Origin of the sequence: Jeotgalicoccus nanhaiensis (assembly GCF_015235105.1) — a bacterium.
GTDB lineage: Bacteria > Bacillota > Bacilli > Staphylococcales > Salinicoccaceae > Jeotgalicoccus > Jeotgalicoccus nanhaiensis.
Genome location: NZ_JADGLW010000007.1, coordinates 12,079 through 36,069, shown reverse-complemented (window position 1 = coordinate 36,069; position 23,991 = coordinate 12,079). Strand labels below are relative to the sequence as shown.

Annotated in this window: 23 protein-coding genes; 3 read left to right on the top strand and 20 right to left on the bottom strand. The window is 43.3% G+C overall.

Features of this window, described 5'->3' with window-relative positions:
- Positions 1-88 precede the first annotated feature (88 nt).
- The 13 genes from aspA to pta form a co-directional block, all read right to left on the bottom strand.
- On the bottom strand, positions 89-1,498 hold the full coding sequence (gene aspA, locus IR135_RS09175) for an aspartate ammonia-lyase (RefSeq protein ID WP_135098800.1): 1,410 nt from the start codon (positions 1,496-1,498) through the stop codon (positions 89-91).
- Between the two features lie 23 nt (positions 1,499-1,521).
- The gene (locus IR135_RS09170) at positions 1,522-2,610 is read right to left on the bottom strand and encodes an aminopeptidase P family protein (protein ID WP_135098798.1); all 1,089 of its coding nucleotides are present in this window, start codon (positions 2,608-2,610) and stop codon (positions 1,522-1,524) included.
- 16 nt (positions 2,611-2,626) lie between these two features.
- The gene (locus IR135_RS09165) at positions 2,627-4,597 is read right to left on the bottom strand and encodes a S9 family peptidase (protein ID WP_228063478.1); all 1,971 of its coding nucleotides are present in this window, start codon (positions 4,595-4,597) and stop codon (positions 2,627-2,629) included.
- Positions 4,598-4,690: 93 nt separating this feature from the next.
- Complete coding sequence (locus tag IR135_RS09160) at positions 4,691-5,644, bottom strand: FecCD family ABC transporter permease (RefSeq protein ID WP_135098794.1); 954 nt, start codon at positions 5,642-5,644, stop codon at positions 4,691-4,693.
- Positions 5,637-6,503 (bottom strand): helical backbone metal receptor, encoded by an 867-nt coding sequence (locus tag IR135_RS09155; protein WP_135098792.1) that lies wholly within the window; start codon positions 6,501-6,503, stop codon positions 5,637-5,639. The genes IR135_RS09160 and IR135_RS09155 overlap by 8 nt, the downstream gene beginning before the upstream one ends.
- Positions 6,504-6,640: 137 nt before the next feature.
- Positions 6,641-8,287, bottom strand: coding sequence for an arginine--tRNA ligase (argS, locus tag IR135_RS09150; protein ID WP_135098790.1), 1,647 nt, complete (start codon positions 8,285-8,287; stop codon positions 6,641-6,643).
- A gap of 2 nt (positions 8,288-8,289) precedes the next feature.
- On the bottom strand, positions 8,290-8,688 hold the full coding sequence (locus IR135_RS09145; protein WP_135098788.1) for a DUF1934 domain-containing protein: 399 nt from the start codon (positions 8,686-8,688) through the stop codon (positions 8,290-8,292).
- Between the two features lie 197 nt (positions 8,689-8,885).
- Positions 8,886-9,971 carry a glycerol dehydrogenase gene (locus tag IR135_RS09140; protein WP_135098786.1) on the bottom strand — a complete coding sequence of 362 codons (1,086 nt, stop codon included), beginning with the start codon at positions 9,969-9,971 and terminating at the stop codon, positions 8,886-8,888.
- 61 nt (positions 9,972-10,032) lie between these two features.
- Positions 10,033-10,554 (bottom strand): YwhD family protein, encoded by a 522-nt coding sequence (locus tag IR135_RS09135; RefSeq protein WP_135098784.1) that lies wholly within the window; start codon positions 10,552-10,554, stop codon positions 10,033-10,035.
- 11 nt (positions 10,555-10,565) lie between these two features.
- Entirely contained in the window at positions 10,566-11,861 is a 1,296-nt protein-coding gene (locus IR135_RS09130) for an HD domain-containing protein (protein ID WP_228063484.1), read from the bottom strand.
- A 71-nt stretch (positions 11,862-11,932) separates the two neighbouring features.
- Positions 11,933-13,117: an MFS transporter gene (locus IR135_RS09125; RefSeq protein ID WP_135098780.1), complete on the bottom strand. Its 1,185-nt coding sequence runs from the start codon at positions 13,115-13,117 to the stop codon at positions 11,933-11,935.
- 51 nt (positions 13,118-13,168) lie between these two features.
- A complete protein-coding gene (locus IR135_RS09120; RefSeq protein ID WP_135098778.1) occupies positions 13,169-13,984 on the bottom strand; it encodes a lipoate--protein ligase family protein in 816 nt (271 codons plus the stop codon).
- Positions 13,974-14,963 (bottom strand): phosphate acetyltransferase, encoded by a 990-nt coding sequence (gene pta, locus IR135_RS09115; protein ID WP_135098776.1) that lies wholly within the window; start codon positions 14,961-14,963, stop codon positions 13,974-13,976. The genes IR135_RS09120 and pta overlap by 11 nt, the downstream gene beginning before the upstream one ends.
- Positions 14,964-15,095: 132 nt before the next feature.
- Here pta and hemQ point away from each other — a divergent pair, with 132 nt between their 5' ends.
- Together hemQ and IR135_RS09105 are read left to right on the top strand one after the other, a co-directional pair.
- Entirely contained in the window at positions 15,096-15,845 is a 750-nt protein-coding gene (gene hemQ, locus IR135_RS09110; protein WP_135098774.1) for a hydrogen peroxide-dependent heme synthase, read from the top strand.
- A 321-nt stretch (positions 15,846-16,166) separates the two neighbouring features.
- Positions 16,167-16,889 carry an MBL fold metallo-hydrolase gene (locus tag IR135_RS09105; protein WP_135098772.1) on the top strand — a complete coding sequence of 241 codons (723 nt, stop codon included), beginning with the start codon at positions 16,167-16,169 and terminating at the stop codon, positions 16,887-16,889.
- A gap of 2 nt (positions 16,890-16,891) precedes the next feature.
- On the opposite strand, the gene IR135_RS09100 is transcribed toward IR135_RS09105, so the two are convergent.
- The 3 genes from IR135_RS09100 to IR135_RS09090 all read right to left on the bottom strand — a co-directional run bounded on the left by IR135_RS09100 (position 16,892) and on the right by IR135_RS09090 (position 19,098).
- On the bottom strand, positions 16,892-17,089 hold the full coding sequence (locus tag IR135_RS09100; protein ID WP_209307411.1) for a PLDc N-terminal domain-containing protein: 198 nt from the start codon (positions 17,087-17,089) through the stop codon (positions 16,892-16,894).
- Positions 17,090-17,220: 131 nt separating this feature from the next.
- On the bottom strand, positions 17,221-18,201 hold the full coding sequence (locus IR135_RS09095; protein WP_135098768.1) for an acyltransferase family protein: 981 nt from the start codon (positions 18,199-18,201) through the stop codon (positions 17,221-17,223).
- A 141-nt stretch (positions 18,202-18,342) separates the two neighbouring features.
- Complete coding sequence (locus IR135_RS09090) at positions 18,343-19,098, bottom strand: YczE/YyaS/YitT family protein (RefSeq protein ID WP_369891472.1); 756 nt, start codon at positions 19,096-19,098, stop codon at positions 18,343-18,345.
- Between the two features lie 119 nt (positions 19,099-19,217).
- Between IR135_RS09090 and IR135_RS09085 the strand changes: the two genes are divergently transcribed.
- On the top strand, positions 19,218-20,090 hold the full coding sequence (locus IR135_RS09085; protein ID WP_135098766.1) for a LysR family transcriptional regulator: 873 nt from the start codon (positions 19,218-19,220) through the stop codon (positions 20,088-20,090).
- A gap of 47 nt (positions 20,091-20,137) precedes the next feature.
- Here IR135_RS09085 and IR135_RS09080 read toward each other — a convergent pair whose 3' ends face one another.
- The 4 genes from IR135_RS09080 to IR135_RS09065 all read right to left on the bottom strand — a co-directional run bounded on the left by IR135_RS09080 (position 20,138) and on the right by IR135_RS09065 (position 23,953).
- The gene (locus tag IR135_RS09080; protein ID WP_135098764.1) at positions 20,138-20,806 is read right to left on the bottom strand and encodes a hypothetical protein; all 669 of its coding nucleotides are present in this window, start codon (positions 20,804-20,806) and stop codon (positions 20,138-20,140) included.
- 4 nt (positions 20,807-20,810) lie between these two features.
- The gene (locus tag IR135_RS09075; protein ID WP_135098762.1) at positions 20,811-21,689 is read right to left on the bottom strand and encodes an ABC transporter ATP-binding protein; all 879 of its coding nucleotides are present in this window, start codon (positions 21,687-21,689) and stop codon (positions 20,811-20,813) included.
- Entirely contained in the window at positions 21,689-22,060 is a 372-nt protein-coding gene (locus tag IR135_RS09070) for a GntR family transcriptional regulator (protein ID WP_135098760.1), read from the bottom strand. The genes IR135_RS09075 and IR135_RS09070 overlap by 1 nt, the downstream gene beginning before the upstream one ends.
- A gap of 123 nt (positions 22,061-22,183) precedes the next feature.
- On the bottom strand, positions 22,184-23,953 hold the full coding sequence (locus IR135_RS09065) for an IS1182 family transposase (RefSeq protein WP_228063476.1): 1,770 nt from the start codon (positions 23,951-23,953) through the stop codon (positions 22,184-22,186).
- Positions 23,954-23,991 lie beyond the last annotated feature (38 nt).

Sequence of the window (23,991 nt, the reverse complement as noted above, 5' to 3'; positions counted from 1 at the left end):
CCGGGGAAAAGCATCTGCTGAAGACTGCAGGCTTCAGGAATGCCCCGGGTAAGTACGGGAGATTTTTATCTGGCTAAATAATCTTAACTTATTTCGGCAGTTTCGATACGCCGATATTCGTCATTTCAAATGCGTTCAGCACGTGATCAAGCTGTTCTTCTGTAAGAACTTCATGCTTAGAGCACAGCTGGCGGACCGGAGCACCTGTCTGGATGGCTTCTACTGCAATTGCTGATGCTTTTTTGTAACCGATGTGAGGTACAAGCGCTGTAATTACACCGATGCTGTTCTCAACGTAAGATTTCATCTGTTCTTCGTTTGCAGTAATGCCCGCGATACATCTTTCAGTGAAGACTTTGAAACCGTTGTTCATAATGTCGATTGACTGAATCAGATTAAATGCAAGCACCGGCTCCATTACATTCAGTTCGAATTGTCCGGCTTCTGACGCCAGACTGATTGTATTGTCATTGCCGATCACCTGGAAAGCAATCTGGTTTACCACTTCAGCCATAACCGGATTGACTTTGCCCGGCATGATTGATGAGCCCGGCTGGCGCGCAGGCAGGTTAATTTCATATAAGCCCGCTTTCGGTCCTGATGCCATCATACGGAAGTCGTTTGCGATTTTCGACATGTTAATCATACAAATTTTCAAGGCTGAAGAAATTTCCGTATATGTATCAGTATTCTGCGTTCCATCTACCAGATTTTCAGCAGATCTCAGCTTATATCCTGAAATTTTGCTCAGCTCTTCAACTACTGTATCGATGTATTTCTGGTCCGCGTTTAAGCCTGTCCCTACCGCGGTTGCACCGATATTAATTTCATAAAGATTTTCAAGCGAGTTCGACACGCGGCGGATGTCTCTCGACAAAACCTTCGCATAGGCGCTGAATTCCTGGCCGAGACGGATCGGCACGGCATCCTGAAGGTGCGTGCGTCCCATTTTAATAACGTGGTCAAATTCAACAGCTTTTGCTTCAAATGCCTGGCGCATTGTATTCATCGTCTCAAGCAGTGATTCTGCATGAATTAAGAGACCCACGTGCAGGGAAGTCGGGAAGGCATCATTTGTCGACTGGGACATGTTCACATGGTTGTTCGGGCTGATAAAGTCATAGTCGCCTTTTTCGCGTCCCATAATTTCAAGTGCACGGTTGGCAATCACTTCGTTCGCGTTCATGTTCGTCGAAGTGCCTGCCCCGCCCTGAATCGGATCGACGATAAAGTCGTCGTGCCACTGGCCTGCAATGATTTCTTCACTCGCCTGCACAATCGCATTCTTTTTATCCTCTTCCAGCACACCGTTCGCGAAGTTTCCAAGCGCCGCGGCTTTCTTAACCATCGCCAGGGCGCGGATTAAATCAGTATTTAAACGGTAACCTGTGATCGGGAAGTTTTCTAAAGCGCGCAGACTCTGCACCCCGTAGTATGCCTTATCATCAATTTCTTTTTCTCCAAGAAAATCAGCTTCAATTCTTGTTTTGTTTGTCATTTTTGCTGCAGCTCCTAAATTAATTATTTAATAATCATCGATTCAAAATCTTTTGGAAAACTATTAAAATTATAAGTTGTATCTTCGTCAATATACAGCATATCTTCGATGCGTACACCGCCGATTTCAGGTATATAAATACCCGGTTCGATCGTAATCACATGGCCCGCTTCAAGCTTGTCCGTGTTATCGCCGTGCACTGACGGCGCTTCATGCACATCGAGTCCGAGGCCGTGGCCGATACGGTGCATGAAATATTCACCGTAGCCCGCTTCTTCAATTACAGCGCGCGAAGCACGGTCGATATCTCCCATCACCGTACCTTTTTGTGATGCTTTAATACCTTCGAGATTTGATACCAGTACAGTTTTATAAATTTTTTCCTGTTCCGCGGTTGCCTCTCCGACAATAAACGTACGCGTCATATCCGACACATAGCCTGTATCTGAAACGACACCGAAATCAATCAAAAGGAAGTCTCCGCGCTTGATAACATCTGTTCCTGTATCACCGTGCGGCATGGCGGATTTTTTACCGGCAAGCACGCTCGGACCGAAACTCGGACCAGCTGCACCGTACGATTTAAACTGCTTAACAAGAAAGTCCGAAATTTCCATTTCGGTTTTACCTTCGACAGTAATCGTTTTTAAATCTTCCAGCGCTCTTTCTGTCATCTCGACCGCGCGCTGAATTTCCGCTTTATCGTGTTCATTCTTTTTGCCGCGGAGATAATTCACTTCATTATCGAGTGTTGAAATATTTTCCGGCGCATATTTTTCAATCAGCCGCAAATATCTCGAATAAATTAAATGTTCTCCTTCAACCGCAATTGTCTTATTTTCGGCTATTGTATCAAACACATACTGAAAAGCATCATCCTTATCGTCGTGCGGCAGGTAGGTTGTCAGTTTGGTATTGGCTCTGACAGTTTCTCCATCAAGTGCCGGGAAAATCATCGCTGTCTCGAGTGTCTTATTATCGACGACGAGCAGCAGCAGTCTTTCATGCGGGTTTAAGTGCACCCCTGTAAAATAAAAAATATTTACCGGATCGGAAATAAGAGAGTAATCTGCTTTAACGCTCTCTGCGAGCGCTTCGATTTTACTTGTCATACATATCTTCCTCCCATTAATTTTGAATTAAATACTGATCAAACCAGCGCACGATATGAGACAGCCGCTGCATTTTCAAGCTCGGTTTCCCTGAGCGCGACAGTTCATGAGAAGATTCCGGGAAGCGGATAAATTCTGTTTCCTTCTCATGAGATTTCAGCTCGATAAAGAGCTGCTCCGCCTGTTCAATCGGACAGCGGATATCTTCTTCGCCGTGCAGAATCAATAACGGTGTTTCGACATTCTTCGCATATTTCAGCGGCGAATGATGCCACAGTTTGTCGAGATTATCGAGTCCCGCTAAAATCTGCCATTCCGTAAAGTAGTAACCGATATCGGAAACTCCTCTGAAACTGATCCAGTTGCTGATTGAGCGCTGTGTAACCGCAGCTTTAAAACGGTTCGTTTGTCCGACAATCCAGTTCGTCATGAAACCGCCGTAAGAGCCGCCGGTCACACCAAGATTATCTTTATCAATCCAGTCATACTTATCCGTAATGTAATCTACAGCACTCATAATATCTTTGTAATCGCCGTTGCCGTAGTCGCCGCGGACAGCATCAACAAACTCCTGGGAGTAGCTGTGAGAGCCTCTCGGGTTAATGAATAATACTGCATATCCTTTTGCTGCGAGCAGCTGCATTTCATGGAAATACGTATTTGCATACAGCGCATGCGGACCGCCGTGAATATTTGTTACCATCGGATAGTTTTTACCTGCTTCGTATCCAGCGGGTTTCATAAACCAGCCGTGAACGGTTGTGTCGTCAAAACTTGAAAACTCAACCGGTTCCGGTTTAACAAGTTCTGTATCTGTCACGTAATCATAATTAATTTCTGTCAGCTGCGATAATTCTTCAGTTTTAAAATCAAACTTATACAGTTCGCTCGGTGAGACGTGAGTCGAAATCGTTAAGTAAGCCGCTTCACTGTCCGCATCCATGCCGAAAATATTATGCTCGCCGCGGAGCAGCGGACGGATATTTCCTTCTACATCACCTTTATATAAGTTGACGCTGCCGAATTCTGAAACGAGAAATACATATTCATTATTTGAGATCCATTCTGCTGTATTGCCTTCGGCATTCTGCTGAGTATCCTGTGCCACCAGCCCGCCGACCGGCTTATCCAGTTTCGTCGTGACGTCGATGCTCTCTTCTGTCTTTATATCATAAACCTCGATATGCGGATGCGTTGCGTTTTTAAACTTGCGCGTCATGAGCGTCATTAAAATATGTTTTTGGTCTCCGGAAATTTCCGCTTTCATAAAACTCGCATCATCGCGAATTAATTTATCTTCTCCGCCAGTACGCAGATACAGTTTTTGCGCGAAATTAAAATCCGGATTTTCGCTCTTATCTGTCGCATATATAAAACCGCCTTCAAACACATCGTACAGTGTAAAGTTTTCGTCACCGGAAAGCACAGTCTCAGTCTCGCCGGATTGAATATCGATTGATTTTACCGCAGTATATTTTTCTGTTAGTACGCCATATGGCCCTGGGCCGCCGTCACTTTTATATTTCATGCGGGTAATCACTGCCGCTTCAGGCTTTTTATCTTTATCGTCTTTGTCATCTTCATCTTTTTTGTCTGCAGAATTCTTCTCACTTGAAACATGATAAAACACCGACTGGCCGTCGTGCGAGAATTGAGCGCCGAATACCCCATCGTCTTCGTGCGTCAGCTGCTCGCGTTCACCGCCGGCGTGTCTCAGTATAAAAACCTGTGATTTTTTATCGTCATCCGGTGCTGTAAATAAAGTCATCGTTCCGTCATGCGAATGAGCGACATTTGTTACCGTCTCATCCTTATATGTAAGCTGGATATTACCCCTGCCGTCGAAATTATGAAGATAGGAATAGTAAGTATCCTTTTCCTCATCTGTCTTTGTCACAAGGTAAGTGACTTTGCCGGTATTTGGAACAGCTTTCGGCGATGACACTGATTTAATTTTGAAAATATCTTCTATTGAAACTTTATTCATCAAATCTCCCCTTTTTTATAAATATAACATTCTTTCACGCGGGTTTACTAATTAATCAGCAATATTCTGTCAGAATATTTAATCATCATCCCGCTAACGTGCGTTCACGAGAATACGTTTATAAAGAAGAAATATAAAAAGCGGGACGGCCGACAGCATGACCATGACTCCTGTCGGAATCTGCAGCGGCGCAATGAGCGTCCGGCCGAGTGTATCGACGATAAGAACGTACAGTCCGCCGATTAAAACCGACCGTTTCAAGAGAGGCCGGAAAGCCATCGGTTTAACATATAAAATAATCTGCGGAATAATGATGCCGACAAGGGCAATAATGCCGGTGTAGCTGATGGCAACGAGCGGCGGCACAGATGCCGTAATCAAGAGGGCCGGCCGTATTACACTGACATTGACACCGAGCGCATGCGCTCTTATATCGCCAAGTTTAAGCAGGTCGAGCACCCGGCCGTAGCGTTCCAGAATAATGAATGCCGCCGAGGTCAGTATAAGCAGCACCGATATCCGGCTAAAGTCTGCTCCCCCAAGCGAGCCGAACATGTAGCGGGCAATATTCGCAGTATCTTCCGGAAATAACAGAATAATAATATACAGTACACCTGATAATAAGGCGCCGAGCAGAATACCCGTAATAATCAGTGTTTCCGGCCTGTAAGTTAAATCAAGCTTCCGCGCAATCAACAGAACAGCGAGCAGGCTGGCAAGACCGAGCACGATACTTAAAACCGGCGCAAAAGCTGCGGGAATCACTGTAACTACAGTAACCGCCGCACCGAGCACCGCACCATTTGCCATACCCAGGGTAAAACTGTCGGCCATGGGGTTTTTTAAGATAATCTGAAAAACCGCACCGCTCATGGCAAGCGCCGCTCCTGTTAAGACTGCCATCAGCGCTCTCGGCAGCCGTACATCAAGCATAATAGTGAAGGCCTGCATATTATTAATATCTCCGAGATTTACCGACCCGGTAAATATGCTCAGCACCACACTGATAATCAGCAGAAATACGAGTATACAGTTGGTTTTATTCATACACGCACTCTGCGATCGCAGTCAGTCCTTCAGTAAATCTCGGTCCCGGACGCGAGACCAGATTCGGATCCGGTGTACACTGGTTTTCTTTTTCAGTTATTGCTGCGCCTTTTAGACCGGAAATTTCATCAAGTGCATGGGTGAGTTCTTCGTTGCTGATACCGAGTGTTGAAAGTACAATTTCCGGTTCGCGGGCTATCACATCTTCCGATGTCACCGCCGGATAGCCCGTCACATCTTCGAAAGCATTATCAATATTTAATGTATCCAGAAAATCATCGATAAAAGTATTCTCTCCTGCAGTGTATATATCCGGCGCCGTAGAAATCAGAATAAGCGTTTTATCCTCTGTTTCCTCTCCGCCATATTGATTGTGAATTTCCTCAACTTCCTGCTGCAGTGATGCATTCAATTCTTCTGCCGTTTCTTCTCTCTCGATAAAGCTTCCAATATCGGTAATGGTGCCGTAAATCTCATCGATTTCCTCGGCATCATCAACAACGAGGACCTCTGCGCCGGTACTTTCTGCGGCTCTTGTGATTATATCCGCATTTGCGTCATGACCTGAGGCATGTGAAATAATATGCGTCGGGTTGAGTGCCGTCATCGCCTCTTCATCGAGTGCGAAGGTATCGAGACGCGTCAGGTCTTCGCTCAGGTTTTCAGGATAATCGTCGACTGTTGTAATACCGACAAGACTGTCCGTTTCCCCAAGCTCGGCGATAATTTCAGTATTGCTCGGCATCAGTGAGATGATGCGCATTTCTTCGCCGCCTGACATTTGAACTTGTTCGTCGTTTTCATTGCCGCAAGCAGTGAGTAAAAGTATCGTGGCCAGTAATATACAGAGTTTTTTCATTGATGTTTCTCCTTTCAGTCATTTGGATGCCATCGTGATACATTACCTTCATTATATTAAAGTTCTCCGCTCTTATACAGAGTGAATGCCTAAACAAAAAGCCCGAACTTTACAGTTCAGGCTTCAGCTTATTAATTTTACATCTTTTCAGGTGCTGATACGTCAATCAGACCGAGTGCGTTTTCCAATGTCTGACGTACTGCTTCAATCATCAATATATAAGCGCGTGTTTTATCGGCATTTTCACCGAGTACTTTTTCTGCGTTATAGAATTTGTGGAAGCTTGCAGCGAGATCGTGAATGTAGTTCGGAATACGCTGAGTTGCGCGTGATTCTGCCGCACCTTTCACGATATTCGGGAATTCCAGTACTTTTTTCAGCAGCTCAAGCGCCTGCTCCTGCTCAATAATATCAACCGGGTTTTCCTTGTCGATTTCAAAGCCCTGCTCTTTTGCTTGGCGTAAAATGCTGCAGATTCTTGCATGAGCATACTGCGCGTAATACACAGGGTTATCGCTTGATTCGCTGCGTGCAAGGTCTAAGTCGAAGTCGAAGTGAGTGTCCGTTGAACGCATAATCATGAAGTAACGTGCTGCGTCCACGCCAATCATGTCGATCAAATCGCGCAGTGTAACTGCTTTGCCTGTACGTTTACTCATCTTCACTTCTTCGCCGTTTTCAATTAAACGGACCAGCTGCATAATCTGAATTTCAAGCTTGTCAGGATTTTCGCCGAGCGCGCCTAAGGAAGCTTTCAGACGGTTGATGTAACCGTGGTGGTCTGCACCGAATAAGTTGATCAGCTTGTCATAGCCCCGTTCAACTTTGTCATAGTGGTATGCGATGTCCGGCATTAAGTAAGTCAGGGTGCCGTCGCTTTTTACAAGTACGCGGTCTTTATCGTCTTTAAAGTCTGTCGTACGCAGCCATGTTGCATCATCTGCTTCGAAAACGTAGCCGTTGTCTTTCATCTTCGTCATCGCTTCATCGATTTCGCCGCTTTCGTAAAGCGCTGTTTCACTGAACCAACTGTCAAATTTAATGCGGAATTCTTCAAGATCTGCTTTCAGTTTACGCATCTCATATTCAACACCTAAATCACGGAATTTGGAAATACGTTCTGCTTCTTCAAGATCTTTATATTCAGGGTGCTCCGACGCCAGTTTCTCGCCGATCACTTTAATATCTTTACCGTTGTAGCCGTCTTCAGGCATATTCAGCCCATCGCCGAGCGCTTCAAAATAACGCGCTTCAATCGATTTTGCCAGGTTGTTAATCTGGTTTCCGGCATCGTTAATATAGTATTCACGCGTTACATCGTAACCCGCAAAATCCATAATATTCGAAAGCGTTGCACCGACCGATGCGTTTCTCGCATGTCCGATATGCAGATCCCCCGTAGGGTTCGCGCTCACGAACTCAATCAAAACCTTTTCAGCTGTTTCACGCTCTGTGCGGCCGTAATTTCCTTTCTTATCGAGGACAGTATAAATAACATTAGCAAGCTCCGCTGTCTCCATTTTAAAGTTGATAAAACCCGGTCCTGCGATGCTGACTTCTTTAATGCTTGCCGCTTCCTTGTCGATGTTTTCAATAATCGCTTCTGCGATGTCGCGCGGATTTTTACGTGCAAGCTTTGTCAGCATCATCGCTGCATTCGTTGAAAAGTCCCCGTTTTTCTTATCTTTTGGAACTTCAACTTTGATTTCAGGAACTTTATCTACTAATTCCGCTTTTTTAATCGCGGCTTCAATCGCTTCTTTTAACTGCTGTTTTAAGTTCATAATTAAATCCTCTCCAAAGTGTATTTATATTTGCCTAGCAATACGCCGCTTTCAAATAAATCATATTTGACCGTCAGTGTTCCGTCGCCGGTTTTAAGTTCATGTGTCACTATTTCAAAATGATGCCTGCCTGCCGGAGAGTCATAAAACGTATCCGTCTTCACACCTTCTTCGAAATAAAAGTTCATATTGATCAGACCCCGCCGCTGGAGCTTAACGAAATTATCTCCCAGTCTCACTGTCACTTTCAGTTCATGCTCATCGAGCGCTTCTGTGTAGCGCAGATAAGTATCCCCTTTTTTAATTTCTGTGACCTTGAGTTTCTGTTCGTATTTAGTTTCTTCTCCGTGCATGAATACCAGCTGGGTTAAATTGCAGTCATGCGTTATAGTTTCGGTCATTTTTATCACCTTCAGTATCGTAAATTATATCATAACAGGCGCCTTATTGGTCTTAAGAAAAATAAAAAAGGCAGGGCAACTGCCCCGCCTTTATGTCCTAGTTATATGTCTATAACTACTCTTTATTTTATCCATAGATGACCTAATGTGCAATGTCTAATCTAAAAGACACAAAAAAGACATATATTTTAAAGCTGTTAATTATACTTATCTACAGCTAATATTGCCTCGGCAACTTGTTCCGGTGTAATTTCCGGATCTAAGTTTTTCAATGTTTCACCGTCTCCTGTCGCCAGCTTGCCGACTTCAACTAAATCTTCTAAGGAAACGTCAGTTAAATGCATTGCAGCTAATGTCGTTGGCATTTCCAGCGCTTCGTAAAAATCTACATACTCAGCTATTTCATTTCCTGGACGACCTTCCAGTACTAACTGTACAAGCGTACCGTATGCTACTTTCTCACCATGAGTTAAGTTGTGAATATCACCGTGTAATGCAGTGAAACCATTGTGTATAGCATGCGCTCCTGCAAGCCCGCCATTTTCAAAACCTAAACCTGACAGCAGTGTATTTGCTTCGATTACTTTTTCAACTGCCGGAGTAACAAGGCCGTCTTTAGCGGCTTCATAAGCTTCGATACCGTACAGGAATAATGTTTCTTCAGCTTTTTCAGCGATTGCCTGTGATGCTAAAGTCGGTTTCCCGCCAGCCATCGTATCCCCATTGCGTCTGACTGTTGCACTTGCTTCGACTAAGGTTGCCATTGCATCTGCAATGCCTGAGGCAAAGAATTTTGGCGGTGCGCCGATAACAATTTTACTATCCACCAGCACGAGATCAGGATTTTTATCATAAAATTTATATCCTTCAAAGACACCTTCATCTGAATAGATTACGGATAATGCACTCGTTGGAGCATCCGTAGATGCAGTAGTCGGCACTATTATAGTTGGAACATCCAGCTTATCTGCAACTGCCTTGGCTGTGTCGAGTGTTTTACCGCCTCCGAGACCAATAACTACATCGCTGCCGAAATTCTTCCCTTCGCCAGTGATACGCTCGATTTCATTGTCCGACGCCTCACCTGAAAACTGTATATGATTATATTTAACATCTACATTCTCGAAACTTACTTCTACTGATTTCCCAGCAATATCCCAGACCACTTCATCTGCAATCAGTAAGATTTTTTTACCAATTTTTGCCGTTTCATGACCTAATTCACTAATTACACCCGTACCCTGTACATAACGACTTGGAGATTGAAATACTAATTTAGCCATGTTTAAATCCTCCTAAAATATTATGTTTAAAATTCATTTTAACAATGGTCTTTTTATATTGCTAATTATTGAATGCTTCCTGCATTTTTTGTGAAATATTCCACATTTCTTCGTTATGATTAATCAGAAACTCTTTAAGCGTTTCTTTAGAACGTTCATCGAGCAGGTCCAGCTTAATGCGGCCCTTCATTGCATCGTCGAGACTGTTGACATGTTCATGCATCATTTTATAACCGCGGCGTTTTTCCTTGTTTACCATCAGGTAGCAGGCACCCAGACCGTTATAAACCGGGCCTGCCTCCGCACGTTCCACAGCTATCCAGACGAGGAAATATTCTTTCGCATCAGGGCCTTCCGCTTCTTTCTTATCTTTAATCCATTTCACACGTTTTTCGACTTCTGCTTTGCCGTGCAGCCCTCCGATATCGAGCACTGCTTCCTGCGTTTCGATATTAATATAGACAGGCGCAATATTCTCGAGGCTGATCGCCCCGAAGTTCTGTCCTCTATGGCCGTCAAGCGGGTCATTTTTAATAATATTAAACTGGAAACCCGGCTTCTTTTTTGGTTGTTCTTCAGCCAAATTTATACCTCCTAATCGAGTTCATTCAGTAAATTAATAATCTCTGATTTGACGCTTAAATCTTTAATCGCCAATATTTTTTCTTTCGGATAATACAATCTTGAACCTAAGCGGTGAATGCCGGTAATGGAGTTAATAATTGCCGACTGCGAACTGATTTCTTTAATTTCACCGTTCGGCCGCAGCAGGTGAATCGGTCTTCTGTTTCTATTCTGTCCGGGTCGGTCGTAATCGTATGGCAGATCTGAATAACTGTCGCTGAAAACGTAATAATCCGGATCTATACCTGCTTTTTTGTACAGTTCATTAAGTTCTGTAATCGTAATAATAGAACCGTCAAACGGCAAATATTTAAACAGGTCTCTGTTCACAAACCGTCCGGCAAGGTCGCTCAGTATCTCATCTTCTTCACGTACCCATTCCTGTAGATAAAAATTCACGACCATTTCATCGAGCCTCAGATAATCGTGCACTGTAACGTCCTCGTTGAAAAAAGGAATGAAGTATGTCGGCTGCTGTTTAAAATTATAGCCCGATTTATACAATGCCTTCGCTCTCTGCATGACAAGGTTCAGCATCACTTCTCCGCCCCGCGATACAGGGTGGAAGTAAACCTGCCAGTACATCTGATAACGGCTCATTAAATAATCTTCCACGGCGTGCATGCCGCTTTCTTTAATCAGCACTTCATCTTTTGACGGCCGCATCACACGCAATATGCGTTCCATATCGAAGTTGCCGTAGCTGACTCCGGTATAAAAAGAATCCCGCTGCAGATAATCCATACGGTCCGCATCGATCTGACTTGAAATCATACTGGTGACAAGTTTATTCGGATGCGTTTTGTTAATAACTTCCGCAACTTCTCGCGGAAACTCAGGAGACACTCTCGATAATACTTCGTTGACTTCAGTATCTTCCAAGATAATTTTCTTCGTATATTCTTCATGATCCGTATGAAATATATCTTCAAAGGTATGGGAAAACGGTCCGTGACCAAGATCGTGCAGCAAAGCTGCAGACAAAGCCAAAAGCCGGTCGTTTGAGTCCCATTCGGGATATTCTTCAAAATTCTCAATCATCCGCCTGACAATTTCATACACGCCGAGCGAGTGATTAAATCGCGAATGCTCCGCGCTGTGAAATGCCAGATATAAAGTTCCGAGCTGCTTTATTCTGCGGAGCCGCTGAAACTCTTTCGTTTTCACCAGATCCCAGATGACCTGGTCGCGGACATGAACATACCGGTGGACCGGATCTTTAAAGACTTTTTCTTCCTGTAATTGTTTCTTGCTGTAGTCACTCATCGTCACGCTTTTACGCCTCCCTTAACACCCCAATAATATCATAAAACGGCCGGGGAAGCCGACCGTTTAGTTTAACTCTCAGTATTTGATTGTGCGCCGCGTTTTCCGACCATCATCATATAAAAAACACCTGCTAAAATAATCGGCACAATCAGCCACAGGTACATGCCGCTGTAGCCGACAAAGGGCACGATCAGTCCTAAAAACACCGGGCCGAAACCGAGCCCGATTTCCAGAATAATAAAGAAAGTCGATGTTGCCAGACCGACATTCTCCTTCGGCGCCACGTTAACACAAATAATTTGCGCAGCCGACTGGAAATTCCCGAAACCGAGCCCGATAATAAAGCCGGCAATTAAAACGACAGTTCCCGCTGAAGTGCTCCCGAGCAGGAAGAATCCGATTGCCATCAGGATAAACGTCGGGTAAATAACGACGTTCGGCCCTTTCTGGTCGATGATGCGTCCTGTAAACGGACGCGTCGACAGCACTGCCGCCGCATAGACGATAAAGAAGAAACTTGCTGCTGTAACTACATCGATTTCAATAGCGTAAGTGTTCAAAAATGACAGCACACTTGAATATGCCAGCCCCATTAAGAAAATCGGCATCAGCATCCGGAGGGAATTTTTTTCTATCAGCACAAATTTTTCAGGCTTGACCGCCGTTTCTTTTGTGACGTTATTTATTTTAATCAGCGGAATCATCAGAACGACAAGCAGCATTAAAATACCAACATAGATCAACATCGTTTCAAATGAAATCTGCTCGAGCAGCAGGAACGCCATAAATGGACCCACCGCACTCGCAACCACCATGCTTAAACTGAAATAGCTGATTCCTTCACCCCGACGTTCTTCAGGCACGGATATCGTTGCCAGCGTATTCAGCGCTGTACTGATCATCCCTGTTGCGATACCGTTTAACAGCCGTGTCACGATTAAAAATGTTAAACCGAAGTCAAAGAAGTATAAAATATAAGTTAAAAAGTAAAGTACTGTTCCGCCGAGCATAATTTTACGGGCGCCGAGATGATTAATCTGATAGCCTGTGACTCCGCGGCCCACCAGTACACCAACGATAAAAATACTGGCTACAAAGCCCGCGATGCTCGGATTGACATCGTATTTTTCAATCGCATAGTTTCCGACTGTGACCAGAGTTGAATACATTGCACCCATTAAAATAAAATGGAAGGCAAAAATTGCTGTAAATTCTTTCGTCCATATTTTAGGCGCATAAGAACTTGTCGACATGTTATTCCTTCTTTCATAAAAATTAAAAAACCAGTATTAAAAATATACTGGTTAGTCAAAAGTTACGTATTTTTTATTACGCTCTTTCATGTTTCCGATGAATCGTTCGTACCGTGCTTTCTGCTCCTCATTCAGCACCGGATAGTCCTTCAAAACAGCACCTGAGTCACGGAGCGCATTCAACGCCCGTTTTTCAACTTCTTCAATTGAAAAATCGGCATTCAGCAGTTCGTTTAAAGAAGCCATATGATCCGGGTTAATAACCGGATATGTAAACTTCGTGCTGTCACCTGCATGCGCATGGCGGTAAAATTCTTTCATCTTTAAGGCCCGCTCCGAGCCGCTGCCTGTGACACATAAGTATATCTGCACTGCCACACCGTCTTTGATGCGGCGCTGTGAAATACCTGCAAACTTTTTGCCGCCGATGCTTAAATCATAAGAACCGGGACAGTAGCTTGCGGAAATTTCGTACGCTTCAATCTTTCCTTCCGGAAACATTTTTTTTACCAACTCTGTCATTATATCATAGCCTTTTTCTATGTAAGGAAAATCTGCCTTCGGTAAAATCAAGGATATATTCAAGATGCCCTCATCAAGAACAACACCTAGACCGCCGCTATTGCGCACGATATAGTCGAAACCCGCATCAGAGATATAATCCAGGCCGTACGTCAGTTTCGGCAGCCTCGCATCCTGCAGGCCTAATATAATATAAGGCGAATGTACCCAAAAGCGTATTTTAGGCACATTGTCTTCACTGATCTGATGCTGCAGAAAGTCATCAAAAGCAAATGACTCAAACGGATGCCGGGTCCGCAGCCTGCCGATGACTTCCACCGTCCCGTTAAACAATTCAGCTGTCATGACGATTCGCCATTACCTGTGTTGCTGTAAATAAAGCAAGATTGTATACTTCTTCAGTCGTCGTACCGCGCGACAGGTCGTTAACCGGTTTGTTCAAGCCTTGCAGAATCGGTCCGTAAGCTTCAAAACCGCCTAAACGCTGAGCAATTTTATAGCCGATATTACCTGCTTCAAGCGACGGGAAGATAAATACATTCGCTTTTCCTTCAAGCGGTGACTTCGGAGATTTTTTCTCTGCCACACTCGGAACAAAAGCTGCGTCAAACTGCAGCTCGCCGTCAATCAGTGTATTCGGAAGTTTATCCTGTGCGTATTCAGTCGCGAGACGAACTTTTTCCGCTTCTTCTGTTTTCGCAGATCCTTTTGAAGAAAAGCTTAAGAGCGCAACGCGCGGTGTAATTCCGAAACTCATCGTCGTTTTTGCCGTTTCAACTGCAACTTCCGCAAGCTCTTCGGCAGTCAGGGTCGGATTTATTGCACAATCTCCCATTACATACAGTTCATCGCCGCGGCGCATAAAGAAAATACCGCTCGTTTTCGATACACCTTCTTTTGTTTTAATAATCTGCAGCGCCGGCCGCACCGTGTCCGGTGTCGAATGCATCGCTCCTGACACAAGACCGTCGGCATAGCCCGTATGTACCAGCATGGTTCCGAAATAGTTTACATTTTCAATAATATCTTCAGCCTGTTCAAGCGTTACCTTGCCCTGTCTGACTTCAGAAAACTCTTCTGCGAGTTTATCGCTTAAATCCGATGTTTTCGGATTTAATATTTCCAATCCTTCTATATTAAGATTTTCTTCGTCCGCAATTTTCTTAAGTTCATCAGCATCCCCGATCACAATCGGATGCACGTAGCTGTTTTTTAAATGCTCTGCCGCAGCAGTCAGAATTCTTTTATCTGTTCCTTCCGGAAATACAATTTTGATATTTTCACCATTTAAGTTATTTTTAAGATCCGTAATGAATTTACTCATTATATCCTCCTTGGCTACTTTACTTTAAATATATTATACGTGTTTTGTCACATCTTTTAAACAGAATCTCTTGTTAAAACGTTTTCTATTGGTCTAGAATAGAAGTAATGACTTAATTAAGGAGAGAGTAAGATGAGTGAACCGGTAAGTACTATAGATGGCTGGTACAGCTTACACCTGCTTTACAGCGTGGACTGGGCAGGTTTGCGTGTACTGGACAAAGATGAAAGAAATGCGCTGACAGAAGAACTTCAGACATTTTTAAACAGACAGGAAGAAGTGCATGAAAAACACGAAGGTGACTATGCATTTTACAACATCATGGGTCATAAGGCAGATATTATATTCTGGCTGCTGCGCCCGACTGCGGACGAGCTGATCAAGCTTGAACTTGAAATTAATAAACTCAGAGTTGCGGACTACTTAATTCCAACCTACTCATACGTATCTATTATTGAAATGAGCAGCTACCTCGGCGGTAATAAGACGCCTGAGGAAATGATGGAAATCCCGCACATTCAACAGAGATTATACCCTTCACTGGAAAAATCTAAATACATCTGTTTCTATCCAATGGATAAAAAGCGCGACCTTCAAGACAACTGGTACATGCTGCCGATGGAAGAACGCAAACAGCTGATGCGCGACCATGGCATGATCGGCCGCAAATACGCAGGCAAAATCAAGCAGTACATCACAGGCTCACAAGGTCTCGATAAATATGAATGGGCAGTAACACTCTTATCAGATGATATGCTCGAATTCAAAAAGATTATCTACGAAATGAGATTCGATGAAACAAGCGCGCGCTACGGCGTCTTCGGCGACTTCTACGTCGGCGGACACATCCCGAACGACGCAGTTGCTGACTATTTCGGATAAATTATATTATTTTGAAGCGGCTCCCGATGGCGGGGCCGTTTTTTTGCTCATGTAAATCTGTTTTTCTAACTGATTAGTTTTACGATATGAGATAATGGTTATATATAAGTATCTATCATTTAGGAGGTAAACTTATGGGACGTTTACTTAAACGTGCGGCAATTTTTATCGCACCAATTATTATAAATAAAGTTGTACAGAAGTTTCTTAACAAAGATGACAAATCTTCTTCAAAAGGGAAGAAAAGAAAATAAGACAAGATAAAAACCACCTAACTCATGTTAAGTGGTTTTCTGTATGTCTGTATAAAGGAAGATAAATATGCTCACTCAAATATCACCAAACGTTTATATTCTGCCGTTCGACAGTCACCGCGACCGTCCGAATCTCGGCTACATACACGGCGAAAAATACAGCGTGCTCGTCGATGCCGGCAATTCAGAAGCACACCTCACGGCAATGCTCGTGGCCATTGAAGAAGCGGGTCTGCCCGCACCGAAAATCGCTCTGATTACCCACTGGCACTGGGATCATACTTTCGGAATGCACGCTTTTCCCGGCACGACAATGACTCATATCAATACTAACGAAATCCTGAACACAATCACTGAATGGGAGTGGACGCCTGAAGCAATGGCAAAACGTCTGGAGACCGGTGAAGAATGCGAATTCTGCGATACCCATATGAAAATTGAATACGATAATGTTAATGACATTAAAGTCGTGACAGCGGACATTGAATTCAGCGGCAATTTAACACTGAATTTGGGCAGGGTCACAGTCGAAGTAACACCGGTCACTAACCCGCATTCCGATGACGGGGCCGTCGTTTTTATTCCGGAAGATAAAGTGCTCTTCGCCGGTGATGCCGACACGGGCGACTTTTACAAACTGGACGGCCGATATGATGCAGACAAGTTTTACTCTTACATTAAAACCGTCGACAAAGTGCCTTATGAAACTTATATTCACGGGCATCTCGCTCCGATGACGCGTCAGGAAGTCTCAGAGCTCAGAAAAGAAATTGAAGAAACAGAGTTATAGGCTTATTTACGTTCCATCACAAAATACAGGACCGGACCGACAATATTAAAAACGATGACAATAATTATCCAGACCGCTCTGTTTAAATATTTAAAACGCCGCTGCTGAATAATCATTGTTAAGGCGGAAATCATTAACAGCAGCTGGAGTATCATTAACGGAATTAGAAATGGCAGCAGTTCCTTAACATTTATAATCATGTTAATCCCCCATTACCGTTATTTAATTATGTAAAATTACTTATAATTATATATTACCCGCTATTAAAATTATCATACATAAAATAACAAAAGACGCAGAATTCCACCGGAATTTCTGCGTCTTTTAAAACTTATTCCTTCCACTTCAATTCGACCAGCGGCCGCGTTAATGTCACCACCGGTCTGCTCGACAGCAGTATAACGATTAAAGCCGACAGCAGCACGAGCCAGAAAGTCTCATACCAATGGTTATACCAGAGAATGTCAAACTCCCTGAACGGCTGAATGATAAAACCGTGCAGCAGATATACATATAATGTTTTCTCGCCGATTTTCGTCAGCCAGCCGAAATCGCCGGAAGGTATTAAGGCAATCATGCTCACAATTAAAAGAGCAGCAAGAATATAAATAATGAGGCGCATCAGCCCTCCGCTGATTTCCGCTTCCAGACGGCGATAAGCTACCGCCCCGGACAGCCAGTCCGTGTCGAGTGTCACATCCACGTTGATAAAGAGATAAATAAAAGTAAACAGCGCAAGCATAAAAATAATTCCTGCGATACTTATGCTTCTGGTTTTTATCAGTTTCACGTGTTCCTTCGTCATAAAGTAACCCGTTAAAAAGAACGGAAAGAAGACGAAGGTGCGCGACAGACTGAGTCCTAATCCCGACAGGTCAATATAGCCGATCGCAATACCGATTAACACCGCAAGCAGAATACTTAAGGTCGCCGGAATTTTTTTAAACAGAACAAGCAGAATGTGCCAGCTGAACAGACTGACTAAAAACCACATCGCCCACTGCGGGTGCAGTATGCCGTTGTACCACTCTTCGCGTCCGAGCAGAAAATACAGCAGCGTATACAAGCCCTGGAACATCAAATATGGAAGCAGCAGCTTTTTTGCCAGATTTAAAATGTATTTCGGTTCGCCAATCCCTTTGGCAAAGAAACCCGCCAGCATGATAAACATCGGCATATGGAAGATATAGATAAATGCATAAATTGAATTGACCAGCTGCGAGTCAACCGCAAAAGGCTGAATCAGATGGCCAAACACAACGAGAAAAATTAAGATTACTCTCGCATTATCGAAAAACGGCATGCGGTTCATGATTAACTTCCTTTCGCTTGATTAGTTTCAACATTGCGTCATATGTTATTAAAAATTTCCGGTAAATGAAAGTGATATCCTTTTGTTCGTTACAGCTGTATAAAAAAAAGAACCTCAATTCATGAGATTCTTTAACATATATTATGGCGATGCAGGTTCTTCACGCGCATCCGATAGTTCTTCTTCGAATTCCGCATCATTCCACGGTTCTGCAGTTTCAATGACTTCTTCTGCAATTTCTTTACGCTGCCCTGACCAGCGGATTAAATGATGCTGATATTTCTTCATCATCCAGCCGGTAATTTTTCCGATAAAATAGGCAGCAATCAAGGTGCCGATACCGATTGAACCGAGTGACTGAATAAAGATCAGACATATTAAGCCTGCTGCGACAACGTTTAATAAATCACTGGTAATTTTAGCTTTACTGAATTGCATCTTAAATTTCTCACTGATAACGTGTGTTAATTCATCATACGGCATCAGCGGGAATTTCGCGCTGAAGTACCCGAGCAGTCCGATAGATACAACAAATAAACTGATTGCTAAAAATACTGCTTTCATCATCCATGTTTCAGGTGCCGGCAGTATTTGTACAAGAAATAATGTAAAATCCATCATAAAACCAAACAGAAATGCAATCAGCAGCTGAACGATTGATTCTCTGAAATTAAATCTTCTGCTTAAAATAATTTGAATAATAATAAATAATACGTTAGCGGCTATGGTCATCAGACCGATAGATAGTCCTGAAGAAAGCGTAAATGCATAAGCGAGTGAGGAAACGGGTGACACACCCAGACTTGCCTGAATAGAAAAGCTTACGCCCAGAGAAAGAAAAAACAAACCGATAAAATATAAAAATAAGCGTTTAACAGTTGTATTTATATGGTCTATAGTTATCATTCCTTTCTAAAAAGTCTCAGTATATAATTATACGCCTTATACTGTTATATTAATAATATATATATATTTAATATAATCATATGTAATTACATATGAGAAGGAGGATTGCTATGGATGTTCGCCAGCTGCGGTATTATAAAGAAATTGTAGACCAGGGAAGTATTTCAAAAGCTGCTGAAAGACTGCATATTGCACAGCCGCCTTTAAGCCAGCTTTTAAAAAAACTGGAAGATGATTTTAATACCGAGTTAATCCGCCGCTATCGTCAAAAATGGGAAGTCACTGAGTCAGGTGAGCTACTTTACCGGTATGCAGTACAGATTCTCGGACAGATGGCAGAGGTTAAGAAAAGAATTAACGAAGTTGAAGAAGGTTCCGCCGGGTCTGTCAATGTCGGTGTATCTTCGGCCTGCTACAATATGCTGATCGATTATATTGCAGAGTTCAGAGCACAGTTTCCTAAGATTAAAATCAGTATACATTCCGGTGATTCCGAAACTTTACTAAATAAGCTGAAACAGCAGGAAATTGATCTTGCACTGCTGATCAGACCGGGCAATACAGAGCAGTTCGATACAAAATCACTGGACCCTGAACAGAGTATTCTCATTGTTCCGGACAGCTGGGCACCATCACTGCCGGCTGAGCCTGCACTGAAAGATATTGGTCATCTGCCATTTATTATGCTCGGCGAAATGGAAGATTATTCATTTCACAGCAGCCTTCTCAGAATATTTAAGGCACATCATATTGAGCCTGACATCGTTATTGAATGCAAGGATATTCCAATACTCGTTGCGCTCGTTAACCGGGGACTCGGTATTTCTATTATTCCCCGGATGAATTATAAATCGCTGTTTGTCGAACATTTGAGAATATATGAATTTACCCAGTTCGAAGCCAGCGTGGAACCCGTCGTCATGAAATTAAGAGATGTCCCTGTTTCAAAAGCGGCGGAAAAGTTCTGGAATATTGTTCAGTAATCACTTATGAAAAAAGCGGAAGCTCAAGAATGAACTTCCGCTTTTTATCAGCCGAATTTTACCGGTATATTTTTAACGACTCTGTAGGCCAGCCAGCTGTAGAGAGCAGTCAGCACGAGCAGTATTACGAAGCCAAGGTACACGGCCATATTGCCGATTGTTCCGAAATAGTTCAGCAAATCTTCATTGAAAATCAGCAGCATGATGGCCGCAATTCCGGCTAGAACAGAGAGCATGCCCGGCCAGAATCCTCTGTAAAACGCAGCTGCAATCAGAACACCCGCAGCCCAGAATAAGAGTCCGCTTAAGAAGTGGAATATCACATGTTCAAAGTCTGTTAAATGTTCAATATTTTCCGCGAACAGATAATCACCGGCGAAAGGTGTAAATGACAGTCCGAATGAGACAATTCCGACAACCGCCGTTATAAATACTGCGGTTACCAATCCCGTAATCATCATCGACTTATAAAATGTTTTTCTCGATATTCCCATGTTCACTGCCCACTCCATAAACATCAGCACTGAAATAATTGCCAGGACGAACAGATAAGTGCGGTTGGCAGTCATGCCGAAACCGAAAAATGCTGACATTCCCTCACTTGAAAAGATATGCGAGATAATATAGATAATCAGCAGAATACCGATATACCAGAGCGACCATACCGGAAAAATGCTCGTGAAAATTTTCGTCGTTTCTTTTAATTTAGCAGTCATAGTATCACTCCTTCTCTTTCTTTTTATCTGTCAGGCTGATAAACATCTCCTGCAGTTTCAATGGCGATATATCCAGATGGTCATCCTCTGCGATTTCCATCTCTTCAGGCGTTATTTTGCCCAGCACCGTATCAATCTGCAGCGCGCCTAAAAACTTTACATTGATTACATGCTTGTTTTTGGTAAACGCTCTGACTCTTTCCGCTTTACCTGCGACAGTATATCCTTTCTCAAGGAGTTCATATGTCGGCTCCTGCAGCATAATCTGTCCTTCATGCATCATAATAATTTCATCGAATAAGTGCTCCATTTCTGAAATAATGTGCGTTGAAAGAATAATAATTCGTTCCTCGCGTCCTTTTGCTTCAAGCACTTCGCTGTAAAACAATTCCCGGGTCGGCGCGTCCATACCGTTGGTGACTTCATCAAAAATCGTTACTTTAGATAATGATGCCAGACCAAGCGTTGCTGTCACTGCGGCCTGCTGTCCCTGCGATAAGGCGCTGTATGCTTTTTCTGTATCAATATCGAATTTTTCAAGCAGCCTATAGGCATATTCTTTGTCGAAATCATCGCGGAAAATAGAGCCGGATTCAATATATTCCGTCACCTTATCGTTTTCTGCCGAAGTATCTTTCGGGTTATACAGGAAATTGATGTGCTGCATCACTTCGTCCTGCTCGTACACCGTTTTTTCATCCAGGGTAATACTGCCCGCAGTCACTTTTCTGTACGATGCAATCAGCGACAGCAGGGTCGTCTTTCCTGCACCATTCCGCCCGAGCAGGCCGTATATTTTCCCGGGTGCGAGTTCAAGATTAATGTTGGTCAGAATAGTATCTTTTTTAATATCTAAATCTACGCCCTCTATTTTTAAGGTCATTATTTTTCACTCCTGTTCATATCAATCATTTTTTGTATATCGCTTTTGCTTAAATCCAGTTTCCCCGCTTCTTCAAGCAACGGCTTTAAATATTCTTCTACAAATCCTTCTCTTCTCTTTTCCAGCAGTTTGCCGCGTGCATCTTCTGAGACAAACATTCCTACACCTCTTTTTTTGTATAATACGCCTTCTTCCACAAGTTCTGTTACACCTTTTGATACGGTTATATGATTCACTTTAAAATACGTGACAATCTCATTTGTCGACGGCACTTTGTCGTGTTCAACAAGTGTTTCGTCAATAATCTGATCAGCCAGCCAGTCCCTGATTTGCTCATAAATCGGTTTCTTCTCATTCAGCAGCTTCGACACATCGCAGCCTCCCTTCTATTCCTAGGTTCCATCTTTATATTTTTCTTATTAAGTCATCTAGTTATATATCTATGTATATAACTATACAACCATTAGCGTAATTTGTAAACATTTTTGTTTAAATTAATTTAGAATATTGGATAGTGAAGACGATAAACGCCGCGGATTCCTATGAAACAACTTCATCGAACTTCCAGACGCTACAGATTCTCGAAAACACAAAAAAGGGGCTGGGACAAAAGCCCTGAAGCAATAAGAGAAACGGCTGGGACATCTTGATTTTAAGATGTTCCAGCCGTTTTTTAGTGGTTTAAGTATAGTAAACACAGATTGCCGGACGAGTTTTCTCAGGTTCACCGCCATTAAAGCGATGCCCAATTCGTTACGGACCGGAGTATTCCCCCGAACAGACATCCGAGTGAATCTCAAATTCGCCTTCAAGTTTCCAAAAGTCGTTTCGACATCGATTTTGCGTTGCGCGTATCGACGTCGACCTTCCGGGCTTGAAAGCGTCTGGTTCACCTGAGCTTTGAAATACTCCAGGTTCATATTTTTTTGAATTCGTTTCGGCTGATCCGGTGCAGATGTTTTACACAATGCCATCAACGGACATGCCTGACAGTCCTCGCATTCATATATTTTAAATACCCGCTGATAACCATATTTGTCCGTTCGAGTCGTATGCCGTTTCAAAGGTAAACGGCGGTCATTCGGACAGACATAGTAATCATCGATTGCGTTATATTCCCAATGATTCGGGTGCATCTCATCTGTTTTGTACCGTTTCTTTTGTTCTTTATAGTACGTATTGTAAGGAATCAATGCCTGACGTTCATATGTGTCGACGACGCACTCATAATTGGATTCACTGCCATACCCGGCATCGGCGACAATATATTCCGGCAGGTGCTGGAACGTGTGCTGCATCGTATGGAGAAAGGGATCGAGCGTGCGGGTATCGGTGGGATTCCAATAAATATCATATCCCAACACAAACTGATTATTGGTCGCAATCTGTAAGTTATAGCCGGATTTCAACTGGCCGTTCTGCATGTGATCATCTTTCATGCGCATGAATGTCGCATCAGTATCGGTTTTGGAATAACTGTTACGGTCTCTCATCAGCGCACGTTGGGTTTGATAGTTTAAGCGCCGGTCCAAATAATCTTTCATGGCTTTCTTGGATTTGCGAATCTCTGAACGCTCTGTGCGAATCGCTTTGCGGGTGGGTATATCTTCAGTGCGTTCAATCTGTTCAGTGAGTTCGGTTTCAGTGTCTGTCAGTTGCGTATGAATATGCGCCAGTTCCGATGCCGTCAATGGCCCCTCCGATTCCCGAATCATTTCTGGAATCACTTCTGATTCGACCAGCGCTTCATATTTTGCTTTAGATTTTTCCAACACCGCCGACTCGTGTCGGTCGATATTCTTTCTAAAGACAAAGGTATACTTATTGGCATTCGCTTCAATTTTTGTACCGTCTATAAAAATCGCATCCGACTCAATTAAGCCATTCGATTCCAGCTGAGTTCTAAACTGGATGAAGGCAGACTGAAGCAGCGCCGCCATCTTCGGATGCGCACGGAATCGGTTAATCGTTCGATACGAGGGGGTTTGATTTTGCGCCAGCCACATCATTCGGATACTGTCCTGCAGTAACGCTTCAATCTTACGACCGGAGAATGCGGATTGACTGTAGGCACAGAGTAAGATTTTCAGCATCATTTTGGGATGATAGGACGACGCCCCTTGAGATTGTCCGAACTCATCAAACACATCTTCCGGCATACTTTCGACCAGTGTATGTACCGCTTTCGAGATATCATTGTCTGGAATCAGGATTTCTGTTTCGAGTGGCAGTGTGATTTGGTTCATGTTATAATTTTTATACATAAGATTCCTCTTTTCATTGTTTGTGTCGTTACTTACAT

Excerpts from the sequence above, each read along its gene's own strand:
- aspA (WP_135098800.1), bottom strand. The coding sequence starts at position 1,498 with ATGACAAACAAAACAAGAATTGAAGCTGATTTTCTTGGAGAAAAAGAA.
- IR135_RS09170 (WP_135098798.1), bottom strand. The coding sequence starts at position 2,610 with ATGACAAGTAAAATCGAAGCGCTCGCAGAGAGCGTTAAAGCAGATTAC.
- IR135_RS09165 (WP_228063478.1), bottom strand. The coding sequence starts at position 4,597 with ATGAATAAAGTTTCAATAGAAGATATTTTCAAAATTAAATCAGTGTCA.
- IR135_RS09160 (WP_135098794.1), bottom strand. The coding sequence starts at position 5,644 with ATGAATAAAACCAACTGTATACTCGTATTTCTGCTGATTATCAGTGTG.
- IR135_RS09155 (WP_135098792.1), bottom strand. The coding sequence starts at position 6,503 with ATGAAAAAACTCTGTATATTACTGGCCACGATACTTTTACTCACTGCT.
- argS (WP_135098790.1), bottom strand. The coding sequence starts at position 8,287 with ATGAACTTAAAACAGCAGTTAAAAGAAGCGATTGAAGCCGCGATTAAA.
- IR135_RS09145 (WP_135098788.1), bottom strand. The coding sequence starts at position 8,688 with ATGACCGAAACTATAACGCATGACTGCAATTTAACCCAGCTGGTATTC.
- IR135_RS09140 (WP_135098786.1), bottom strand. The coding sequence starts at position 9,971 with ATGGCTAAATTAGTATTTCAATCTCCAAGTCGTTATGTACAGGGTACG.
- IR135_RS09130 (WP_228063484.1), bottom strand. The coding sequence starts at position 11,861 with ATGAGTGACTACAGCAAGAAACAATTACAGGAAGAAAAAGTCTTTAAA.
- IR135_RS09125 (WP_135098780.1), bottom strand. The coding sequence starts at position 13,117 with ATGTCGACAAGTTCTTATGCGCCTAAAATATGGACGAAAGAATTTACA.
- IR135_RS09120 (WP_135098778.1), bottom strand. The coding sequence starts at position 13,984 with ATGACAGCTGAATTGTTTAACGGGACGGTGGAAGTCATCGGCAGGCTG.
- pta (WP_135098776.1), bottom strand. The coding sequence starts at position 14,963 with ATGAGTAAATTCATTACGGATCTTAAAAATAACTTAAATGGTGAAAAT.
- hemQ (WP_135098774.1), top strand. The coding sequence starts at position 15,096 with ATGAGTGAACCGGTAAGTACTATAGATGGCTGGTACAGCTTACACCTG.
- IR135_RS09105 (WP_135098772.1), top strand. The coding sequence starts at position 16,167 with ATGCTCACTCAAATATCACCAAACGTTTATATTCTGCCGTTCGACAGT.
- IR135_RS09100 (WP_209307411.1), bottom strand. The coding sequence starts at position 17,089 with ATGATTATAAATGTTAAGGAACTGCTGCCATTTCTAATTCCGTTAATG.
- IR135_RS09095 (WP_135098768.1), bottom strand. The coding sequence starts at position 18,201 with ATGAACCGCATGCCGTTTTTCGATAATGCGAGAGTAATCTTAATTTTT.
- IR135_RS09085 (WP_135098766.1), top strand. The coding sequence starts at position 19,218 with ATGGATGTTCGCCAGCTGCGGTATTATAAAGAAATTGTAGACCAGGGA.
- IR135_RS09080 (WP_135098764.1), bottom strand. The coding sequence starts at position 20,806 with ATGACTGCTAAATTAAAAGAAACGACGAAAATTTTCACGAGCATTTTT.
- IR135_RS09075 (WP_135098762.1), bottom strand. The coding sequence starts at position 21,689 with ATGACCTTAAAAATAGAGGGCGTAGATTTAGATATTAAAAAAGATACT.
- IR135_RS09065 (WP_228063476.1), bottom strand. The coding sequence starts at position 23,953 with ATGTATAAAAATTATAACATGAACCAAATCACACTGCCACTCGAAACA.